Raw genomic sequence first — 10,360 nt, forward strand, 5'->3', positions numbered from 1 at the left:
ATAGATACGCTTCAAAGAGCTATTAATCGCGCCAAAATTGGCAATAGCGATAAATTAAGCGCTATTCAGAAACTATCTGAAATTTCGCGGAAAGCAGAAGAAAGCTTTACTCCAAATTCAAATTTTGATGCTCTTGTTCAGAGAGAACGAGAAGAATCGCATAAATATGGAGGAAAAACCGTTTTTGGAGATGCAAAACCTCCAAAAAAGAAACCTATAAACCCAAACAATCAGCTGGAATTATTCTAGAAAATAGATATTCCTTATCAGCCTTTAGTTATCAAAAAACAAATAATGTCACAAAACGAAAAATCAATCTACACCCTACAATTCATTTTACTTTGTTTGAGTTCTTTATTATTTTCATCAAGTTTTAATATGATGATTCCTGAGCTTCCAAACTACTTAAGCAGTTTGGGAGGAGCAGAATACAAAGGACTTATTATTTCCTTATTTACTTTAACGGCTGCAATTTCGCGTCCTTTTAGCGGTAAACTTACCGATAAATGGGGAAGAGTTCCTGTTATGGCAATCGGATCTTCGGTTTGTGTGGTATGCGGATTTCTTTATCCGATTTTGAGTTCTGTTTCCGGATTTTTATTGTTGCGTTTGGTTCATGGTTTTTCAACAGGATTTAAACCTACATCGACATCAGCCTATGTGGCAGATATTATTCCGCAACATAGATGGGGCGAAGCTTTAGGAATGCACGGATTATGTTTTAGTATTGGTGGAGCGCTCGGACCTGCATTAGGAAGTTTGATTGTGAATTTGTACGGAATTAATATCATGTTTTACTGCTCATCATTTTTGGCTTTTTTCTCTATTATTATCGTAATGAATATGAAAGAAACTCTTGCTACAAAAGAAAAGCTGAACCGATCTATGTTTATTATTGGACGAAAAGATATCGTAGACAAAAATGTATTTCCTGCAGGAATTATTACTTTTCTTTCATACACCGCATTTGGACTTATTTTGACTTTAATTCCAGATTGGAGCGAGCATGTTGGAGCAACCAATAAAGGTATATTTTTTACTGCTTTTACGGTGGCCTCAGTTTTAGTTCGTTTTGGAGCAGGAAAAGTTTCAGACCGACATGGGCGACCAAAAGTGATATTGGCAGGATTAATTATAACGGCTTTTGCACTTTTTGTAATAAGTGAAGGAAGAGATATTCAGATGCTATTGGTTGGAGCAGCAATTTACGGAATTGGTACAGGGATTTTGTCTCCAGCAGTCAGCGCTTGGACTATCGATTTAAGTAATCCCGATCATAGAGGAAAAGCGGTTGCCACAATGTATATTTCGATGGAACTTGGAATTGGTTGTGGAGCACTTTTAGGCGGAAGTTATTACAGCGATCAAATTATGCGTATTCCGCAGATTATGAAATTTGATATTCTGATTCTCGTTTTAGGAATTGTATATCTTTTGTATTGGGCAAAGATTACTAGAAGAAAAAGCAAAAATCTTGCTTAAATAATACTAGAAGTTGAAATGCAAGAGAAGCCTGTGAATTAATTTTTGCAGGCTTTTGCTTTCATGTATTATATCAAACTTTAAAAAGAAATTAGTTCATAAATATTCTTTTTATCAGAAATGAGTACAAATAGCTTATTTATGTGTAAGTTTTTCAGATAATATTTTGTTTCATTTTATAAATAAACTGGTTTCCTAAGAAAAAAAAGCTAACTTTATAATGTTGAAAGGGAGCTGATTACTAAATTTAAAGATTGCACTTTTGAATATTTTTAATTTCAAATGCAAATAAATACTCCTTCAATAATAGAGCTGTGATACTTTTAAGTTCCCCAGATTAAAAGTGTGGATTTATGCAGTTACTCCAAGTTTAAAATAATAATGTTTAGTTATATATGTAAATGAATATTTAAAAATTAAATTAAGAGCAATGTTATGAAGATACAACTTTTAAAAGCCAAGTTTTATTTAATTCTCTTTTCAGTTGCTCTTATTAGTTTGGAGGTAAATGCCCAAACAGCATCGCTTCAATATTGTTTTAATGCTGCAAAACAAAATAATATTTCGCTAAAGCAAGCCAAATCGGGCTTAAAAACAGTAGAATATAATCTTCAGGCTGAAAAGAACAGTTATTTTCCAAAAGTAGATCTTTTATCCAGCTATACTTATTTAAGCAGTCCTTTAACAATTAATCTGCAGTCAGTTAAAGACGGAATTGTAGAAGGGTCATCAAAGCAGAGTGTCAATACGGCCAATCAGATATATAATGAAATCACAGGAGGTAATTTATCGCAAGCCGCGCAGGATCGAATTTATAATACTTCGAAAACTATAATCGGAGGCATTTATCCCAATTACAATCCGTCTTTAAGCGAACAGTCTTATTTTTTGGCAGGTGTGGGAGTGAGGCAACCTCTTTATTTAGGAAATAAATTAAATTCTTCTGTAGATCTTGCTCAGTCTGTCGTTACTTCGGCTGGACTTAATGTCGAAGCTGTAGATAAAGAAGTAACTTTCTTAATAACACTTCAATATTTAAGAATACTGTATCTTAATTCTTTAATGCAGAAACAGCAAATGATTATCACGGCTTTAGATAAAAATAAAACCTATGCCGAAGAGTCTGTAAAAAATGAAATTCTGCCTCCATATCAAAAAAATTGGACGAATGTAGTTTTAATTCAAGCAAAAAGTCAATTTAACTCCATCGAGAATGATAAAAAAAATGCACAAATTGAATTGAACAAATTAATGGGAGCCGATCTAGATCAGGTTTTGACGATTTCGGATACATTAAATTACAATAGAATTAATTTAAGCGAACCAAAGAAAGATTTTTGGCTTACCAATCCAGTTCAGCAAATGGCAGAAAGCAAAATAGCATATGCTGAAACTGCTGAAAAAATAAGTAAATCTCTAGCATTGCCAAACGTTTTTGCTGTTGGAAATTTCAACCTTTATCAAAAAGATCTTCCTGTTGCCATTCCAGATTGGTTTGTTGCTTTAGAATTGCAATGGACTTTATTTAATGCCCAGACAAGCAAACGTACACAGGCTGCTAAGCAATTAATCGACGAAGCTAGATTAGGAGAAGAAAATGTGAGTTTGCTGCTTCAGGTAAAGTCTAAAGCTGCAAAAAATAAAATGGATTCTCTCGAAAAAGATGTTGAAGCACTAGAAGCAGCGCGAAAAGAAGCCCGTACAACAAGTAGCTTGATAACGCAGAGAATGAACAATCAAATGTCATCGCCAAAAGATGTTAATGATGCTCTGCTAGTTGAAACAGAGATAGAAAAAGTATACTATACGGCTGTTTTTGGGTATTATGTGGCACTTGCAGAATATTTAAATAGTATAGGAGAACCAACAAGAATCACTCAATTTATTAAATAGATGAAAGATATTTTTAAAAATTATTGGGCGCTGCTAATTCCGATTTTAGTAGTTGTTATAGCATTGATCTTTTTTCTTAAAGGAAATAATGATTCAGAAAATAACTTTATTGGAATGGTCGATGCATCAAGTGTCGATGTCGCAGCGGAGTTTCCAGGGAGACTCGATTCCTTATTGGTAAAACAAGGTGATACGGTGCACACAGGTCAATTGGTTGCTATACTTCGTTCAAACGAAATCAATGCGATAAAGGCACAAGCATTGGCAGCAATTGATGCCGCAAAAGGACAGCAGGAATTGCTTACTCAAGGTGCAAGACCAGAACTTATTGAAGCGACTTCGAAGCTATATCAAATAAGTGAGGAGCAATACAAATTGTTTAGCACTACTTACGATCGAATGGAACGTTTGTATAATGCTGATGTAATATCGGGTCAAGAAAAAGATGTCTTTTATTTTAAATTTCAGGCGTCCAAAAAAGAAATGGAAACCGCAAAATTAAACCTGAAAATGCTAAAAGACGGTGCAAGACCAGAATTATTAAAAACGGCAAATGCAATTGTAAAACAAGCCGAAGAGGCATACGAACTAACAAAAGCGCTTGGCGATAATACTAGAGTGTTGGCTCCGGCAGATGGTGTGATCTCAAGTATGGTTACCCATCAGGGAGAAATTGTTTCTATTGGTTATCCTATGATGACTATTGAAAAGAAAAATTCGACGGTAATAAAATTTAATATCAGGCAAGACAAAGCAAATCTCCTTAAAGTGGGGACTAAAGCTTCTGTAAAAGTTCCTGGTTGCGATCCTGAAGTTTTTGATGTCGTAGTTAGTTCTATTGCTCCAACATTAGAATTTGCCAATTGGGTGCCTTCTAAAGATAAAGGCGAGTTTGAACTCAGAACATTTACAATTGAGTTTAGACCTGAAAAATTAGCGGAAATAAAAGGATTACGTTCAGGTATGACGGCTTCACTAATTCTACCTTGATGAACAGCGTAATAAATATAATGATTAGAGAATGGAAGCGCATTCTAAATTTGAAGGTGTTTTACCTTGTTATGTTAGTTGTTCCAGCTATATTATTTACATTTTATGCTTTTATATATCAAAAACAAGAAGCCAAACACTTAGCTTTTGCCATTTGGGATGATGATCAAAGCGCCATAAGTAGACAACTTACTTTTTTATTAGAACAAAAAGAATCTCTAAATATTACGCGTCGTGTTTATAGTGAAGAAGAGGTTAAAAGATTAATTAACGAAGGCAAAATTTTAGGAGCTGTTCATTTTCCAGCAAATCTTCAAAAAAATATTTATAGCAGGCATCCAAGCACTGTGACTTTATATACGAATGCCGCTTCTCTGGTTCCTGCAAAAATGATTTACAAAGCTGTGGCAGAAGTTATAATTACAGGTAGTACAGGAATAGTTTTACAAAAACTTGTAAAAACAGGAATGAAAGCAGATCAAGCCATGGCACTTGCTAATCCGATAAAACTAAATGCTTATCAGCTTTATAATGCTACTTATAATTATCAGGAGTATTTGGTCCCTGGATTAATTACAGTAAGTATGCAGATGATTTTGATTATAAGCTGTATGCTGGCATTAAATTATGAATGGAAAACCGAAACCATGGAGGAGTTGTATCATTGTTCAAATGGCTCTGTTATTAATGTAATTGCAGGAAAGACAATTGCTCATCTTGTAGTGAGCTGGATTAATTTTATTTTGATTGCTTTTGTCGTATTTCCTTATTTCGATATTGGAGTTCCTAGTGCGACAGGAAAGTTTTTTGTTATTTACACTTTTCTGTCTTTGGCTTGTATAGGAATTGGAATGTTTATCTCTGCATTATTCAAAGATGTAATGCTGTCTGGAGATGTTGCTTTGTTTTATACTTCTCCAGCTTTTGTATTCAGCGGTTTTACATTTCCGCGTTGGGCAATGCCATGGTACGATCAATATTATGCGCTTATAATGCCATATACCGCATTTTTAGACGGATTTTTTAAACTGTATTATATGAATCTGCCTTTAAAATATGCCCAAGGAGATTTAATCAAACTCCTAATTTTTTGTGCCGTAATGTTTCCAACAGCAATTTTATTGTTTCGACGTCAATTTAATTTAGTTTTCGATGAAAAAAAAGAAGCAAAACTCATTGATTAGTCTCTTTTTTAGAGAAGTTTCATTAATAGGAAAAGATCATAGTCTGCTTCTTACGCTTCTTATTGCGCCTTTATTGTATGCTTTTTTTTATGGCAGTATCTATATTAATAAAGAAGAATTTGAAGTAAAACTTGGAGTTGTAGACGACGATCATTCTAGATTATCACGATTGCTTCAGCAAAATATTGATAACTCTCCGATAGTGCAATTAATTCATTTTTCTAATTTAAAAGATGCCGAAGAGCAAATGTATCAGGGCAATTGTCAAGGCTATTTTTATATTCCTGAAGGAACAGAAACGAATTTATTAAGTTTAAAACAAAGTAACGTAGTTCTGGCAGTAAATGCTTCACGTTTTTTGCCTTCAAGTGATTTGCTAATGAGTGTGCAACAAATCTGTCTGACAATAGGCGCAGGAGTAAGACTTCAATATTTTCAGAAAAGCGAAGGAATGAGCACAGCCGCCGCGATGGATAATGTAATGCCAGTCAATTTAGATTATCGTCCATTATTTAATGAAAGATCCAGCTATGGAGCGTTTCTGCTGCCTGGACTATTAGCTCTAATTTTACAGCAGACACTGCTAATAGGTTTGTCTGAAAGTGTGGCTGGAGAACGGCAAAATTTACGCTTGCGCGAATGGATAAATGCAGGTGTTTCTAACGGAATATGGGGAAAAGGTTTGTTCTATTTACTGTTGTTTTCGTCTTATGCATTTTTCTTTTTAAATGTAAATTATAAAATACTCGATTTGCCTCAACGCGCAAATGGTTTAGAGCTGGGTATTTTACTGGTTTTATTTATCGCAACATTAGTTCCGATGGCACAATTTATTGGTTCATTGTTCAAATCTCAATTAGTTTGTTTGCAAATGATGGCATTTTCAACTTACCCGATATTTTTAATTACAGGATACAGCTGGCCACACGAATCACTTCCTTTACTATTACAATGGCTGGCCAATTTATTGCCCACAACTCCTTTTATAGCCATATATACGAGGATGGTACAATCAGGAGCAGGATTATGGGAAAACGCATCTGCTTTGTTTCATTTAATCTTTTTATGGATTTTTTACAGCTTTATTTGTTTTGTAAGAATTAAACGATTGTTAATTAATCTAAATAAGTAAAAATTTTCTTAGTTTGAGCTAATTTTTTGATTATCTTCACATTACGTAAAAATAATTATATGGATTGGTTAATAACTACACTTAAACAATATCCTGAATTAGCTGTTTTTCTTACATTATCTTTAGGATATTTCATTGGTAAATTTAAAATCGGAAGTTTCTCTTTAGGAACCGTAACAAGTGTTTTGCTTGTTGGAGTTTTAGTCGGACAATTGGACATTGTTATTGCCCCGGCTGTAAAATCTGTTTTTTTTCTTATGTTTTTATTTGCTGTCGGTTACAGCGTCGGACCTCAATTTTTTGGAGGCTTAAAAAAAGACGGTTTACCCCAGATGTTCTTTGCCGCTATTGTATGCGTATTGTGTTTGGTTTGCCCTTATTTTATAGGTAAAATAATGGGATACGATATGGGACTCACAGCGGGTATGCTTGCAGGCTCTCAGACTATTTCAGCTGTAATTGGTGTGGCATCAGATACAATCAATCAGCTAGATATTCCAGCAGCAGAAAAAGCAGCTTTAATTAACAAAATTCCTGTCGCATATGCCGTAACCTATATTTTTGGAACGGCTGGATCTGCATGGATTCTGGCTTCTATTGGCCCCAAACTTTTGGGCGGAAATCTAGTCGAAAAAGCAAAAGAACTCGAAATCCAACTTGGAGGAGATTCCATTGGCGATGATCCTAGCATGGCTTCGGCTTATGATAGGGTGATTTACAATGCTTATCAGATCTCTGCACAATCATTTGGATGTAATAAAACCGTTGCAGCTATTGAAGCAGAATTGGAAAGCAAAGGGAGGCATTTGTTTATAGAAAGAATTCGTAAAGGAAAAGACATTTTTGATGCCGAAAAAGATACCATCGTAGAAGAAAATGATGTTATTGCACTTGGTGGCAGAAGAGAGTTTATGATGAATTATGTGGCTGTAAACGAAAAAGAAGTTTTAGATGTTGAACTCCTTAATTTTCCTGTAGAAGTCTTAACGGTTATGATTGTAAAAAAAGAGGTTCTAAACAAAACTATTGGAGAGTTAAGAGGCAGTAAAATTGCACATGGTGTTGTCATAAGATCTTTAAAAAGAGCAGGAATTGATATGCCTGTTCTACCTAACACAACTTTTAATAAAGGCGATCTAATTGAGCTTGTTGGAACTAAGAAAGATGTTGATCGAGCAGCATCGCATATAGGTTATGCAGATCGGGCAACAAATGCAACAGATATGGCATTTGTTGGATTAGGAATTGTCTTGGGAGGCTTGTTTGGCGCACTTACTTTAAAAATCAGTGGTGTTCCAATTAGTTTAAGCACAAGCGGAGGTGCTTTAATTTCGGGACTTATTTTTGGATGGCTTCGCGGACAGCATCCAACATTTGGACGTATTCCAGAACCTGCTTTATGGGTTATGAATAATGTAGGTTTAAACATATTTATAGCCGTAGTAGGTATTACCGCAGGGCCAAGTTTTATTGTCGGATTTCAGGAAGCTGGATGGGGACTTTTCATTGCTGGCGCCGCTGCCACTACACTTCCTTTAATATTAGCCCTTTTGTTAGGTAGATATGTTTTTAAATTTCATCCTGTTATTACATTAGGATGTGCAGCAGGAGCGCGAACCACTACCGCAGCTCTCGGAGCACTGCAAGATGCTGTTAAAAGTAAAACGCCTGCTTTAGGTTATACCGTTACTTATGCGGTTGGAAATACCTTGCTTATTATCTGGGGCGTTGTTGTTATCCTAATGATGAGTTGATAAATCGTTTAGTTCTAAAAATCTTTAAAAATTTTTATTATGGCAATTGATATTTCTAAAATTAAGACATCACGAGAAGTAGAGAAAACACTCCAAACTCTTAGCCCCTTTGAAATTAAAAATGAACTTATTCGCTTGGCAGATGAAAGTGCATTAAAATCGACCGCGATAACACTTAATGCAGGAAGAGGAAATCCGAATTGGATTGCAACTGTTCCAAGAGAAGCTTTCTTTTTGTTTGGACAATTTGCACTTGGCGAATGTCGAAACGTTATGGAGGAACAAGGTATTTTGGCTGGAATTGTACAGAATAAAACAGGAGTAGCAAAACGCTTTGAAGAATTTTTAAGTAATCATAAAGATTCGCCAGGAGCATCACTTCTAGAAAAAACGTATCATTATGGCGTTGATAATCATGATTTTGATGCCGATGCTTGGATTAGAGAATGGATTGAAGCCGTAATTGGTTTTAATTATCCTGTTCCAGATCGTATGTTAAGCCACATTGAAATAATAGTGCACGATTATTTAATACAAGAAATGTGCGGTATTGGCAGCAATATCGGGAAATTCGATATTTTCGCAGTAGAAGGGGGTACAGCAGCAATGTGCTATATTTTTGATTCTTTCATGCAAAACTACCTTACACAGCGAGGAGATAAAATAGCATTGTTAACTCCAACATTTACACCTTATATAGAAATTCCCGAATTAGAGCGTTACAATTTTGATGTCGTGCATGTGCAGGCAAGTGGTGTGGGTGAAAACGGTTTTCATACTTGGCAATACCCAGACTCTGAGTTAGACAAATTGAAAGATCCGGAGATTAAAGTGGCATTTGTGGTTAATCCTAGCAATCCTCCGTCATCTGCAATGAGTACAAAAACGCTTAATTATATCGCTGATATTGTTAAAAACCACAATCCGGAATTAATGATTATTACAGATGATGTCTACGGAACGTTTATCAATAATTTTAGGTCTCTGATGTCTGTTATTCCTGAGAATACGATCAATGTTTATTCTTTTTCTAAATACTTCGGATGTACAGGATGGAGATTGGGAACTATTGCAATTCATGAAAATAACATTTTTGATAAAAAAATTGCTGCTCTTAGCGATGATCGTAAAAAAGAGCTTCATGATCGTTATGCTACTTTAACTTTAGAACCAGAAAAAATTAAGTTTATTGACAGGCTTGTAGCCGATAGCCGACAAGTAGCTTTAAACCACACAGCAGGTTTGTCACTTCCGCAGCAATTTCAAATGATGCTTTTCTCCGCTTTTTGTCTGTTGGATACTCAAGATGTTTACAAAACTTTGACGCAGTCTATTATCCAAAAACGTTTAAAACTTTTATGGGAGGGATTAGAAGTTCCAATTATAGAAGATCCGATGAGAGCTGGATATTATTCTGAAATTGATATTATGGTAGCCGCAGAACATTTTTACGGAAATGAGTTTGCCGATTGGATGAAGAAAAATTTTGAGCCTGTAGATGTTTTGTTCCGTTTGGCTGAAAAAACAGCAATAGTACTCTTAAACGGAGGCGGTTTTGCTGGTCCGGAGTGGAGCATAAGAGTATCATTGGCCAATCTTCCCACAGATAGCTATTTAATACTAGGGAAAAATGTTCGCAAAGTCATAATGGAATATGTGACTAGTTGGGAAAATTCAAAAAAACAATAAATCTAATTGAAAAACTACTTAATTATGAAAACATTACTTACGTTACTTCTATCAGTTTTATTATTTACAGGTGTTTATGCGCAAAAATTGCCACGAATTAAAGTTTTGGCGACAGGAGGAACAATCGCTGGAAAAGGAGCATCGGCAGATCGTTCTGCATATAAAGCGGGAGAACTCCCTATTAAGGATCTGATTGGTGCTGTTCCGGGTATAGAAAAAATTGCCGATATCACAGG

At 35.2% G+C, this 10,360-nt stretch carries 8 protein-coding genes and 1 pseudogene; all 9 read left to right on the forward strand.

What is annotated here, in order from left to right:
- A pseudogene (locus B3J44_RS21645) lies at nucleotides 1-249 on the forward strand (DUF763 domain-containing protein); the annotation flags it as partial.
- Between the two features lie 45 nt (nucleotides 250-294).
- A complete protein-coding gene (locus tag B3J44_RS21650; protein WP_286971366.1) occupies nucleotides 295-1,482 on the forward strand; it encodes an MFS transporter in 1,188 nt (395 codons plus the stop codon).
- A 435-nt stretch (nucleotides 1,483-1,917) separates the two neighbouring features.
- Entirely contained in the window at nucleotides 1,918-3,375 is a 1,458-nt protein-coding gene (locus tag B3J44_RS21655) for a TolC family protein (protein WP_286971367.1), read from the forward strand.
- Entirely contained in the window at nucleotides 3,376-4,365 is a 990-nt protein-coding gene (locus B3J44_RS21660) for an HlyD family secretion protein (protein WP_286971368.1), read from the forward strand. It abuts the gene before it with no gap.
- A gap of 56 nt (nucleotides 4,366-4,421) precedes the next feature.
- The gene (locus B3J44_RS21665; protein ID WP_349678311.1) at nucleotides 4,422-5,549 is read left to right on the forward strand and encodes an ABC transporter permease; all 1,128 of its coding nucleotides are present in this window, start codon (nucleotides 4,422-4,424) and stop codon (nucleotides 5,547-5,549) included.
- Nucleotides 5,518-6,681 (forward strand): ABC transporter permease, encoded by a 1,164-nt coding sequence (locus tag B3J44_RS21670; RefSeq protein WP_286971369.1) that lies wholly within the window; start codon nucleotides 5,518-5,520, stop codon nucleotides 6,679-6,681. Before B3J44_RS21665 ends, B3J44_RS21670 begins: the two co-directional genes overlap by 32 nt.
- Before the next feature lie 59 nt (nucleotides 6,682-6,740).
- Nucleotides 6,741-8,435, forward strand: coding sequence for an aspartate-alanine antiporter (gene aspT / locus B3J44_RS21675; protein WP_286971370.1), 1,695 nt, complete (start codon nucleotides 6,741-6,743; stop codon nucleotides 8,433-8,435).
- Nucleotides 8,436-8,474: 39 nt separating this feature from the next.
- Complete coding sequence (gene aspD / locus B3J44_RS21680; RefSeq protein WP_198856509.1) at nucleotides 8,475-10,124, forward strand: aspartate 4-decarboxylase; 1,650 nt, start codon at nucleotides 8,475-8,477, stop codon at nucleotides 10,122-10,124.
- 24 nt (nucleotides 10,125-10,148) lie between these two features.
- A partial coding sequence (locus B3J44_RS21685) for an asparaginase domain-containing protein (protein WP_349678312.1) occupies nucleotides 10,149-10,360 on the forward strand: 212 nt, incomplete at its 3' end.

Origin of the sequence: Flavobacterium sp. UBA4854 (assembly GCF_002399805.1) — a bacterium.
Classification (GTDB): domain Bacteria; phylum Bacteroidota; class Bacteroidia; order Flavobacteriales; family Flavobacteriaceae; genus Flavobacterium; species Flavobacterium ginsengisoli.

What these genes read in the sequence shown, in the direction of transcription:
- B3J44_RS21670 (WP_286971369.1), top strand. Translation starts at nt 5,518, where the DNA reads ATGAAAAAAAAGAAGCAAAACTCATTGATTAGTCTCTTTTTTAGAGAA.
- B3J44_RS21660 (WP_286971368.1), top strand. Translation starts at nt 3,376, where the DNA reads ATGAAAGATATTTTTAAAAATTATTGGGCGCTGCTAATTCCGATTTTA.
- aspD (WP_198856509.1), top strand. Translation starts at nt 8,475, where the DNA reads ATGGCAATTGATATTTCTAAAATTAAGACATCACGAGAAGTAGAGAAA.
- B3J44_RS21655 (WP_286971367.1), top strand. Translation starts at nt 1,918, where the DNA reads ATGAAGATACAACTTTTAAAAGCCAAGTTTTATTTAATTCTCTTTTCA.
- aspT (WP_286971370.1), top strand. Translation starts at nt 6,741, where the DNA reads ATGGATTGGTTAATAACTACACTTAAACAATATCCTGAATTAGCTGTT.
- B3J44_RS21650 (WP_286971366.1), top strand. Translation starts at nt 295, where the DNA reads ATGTCACAAAACGAAAAATCAATCTACACCCTACAATTCATTTTACTT.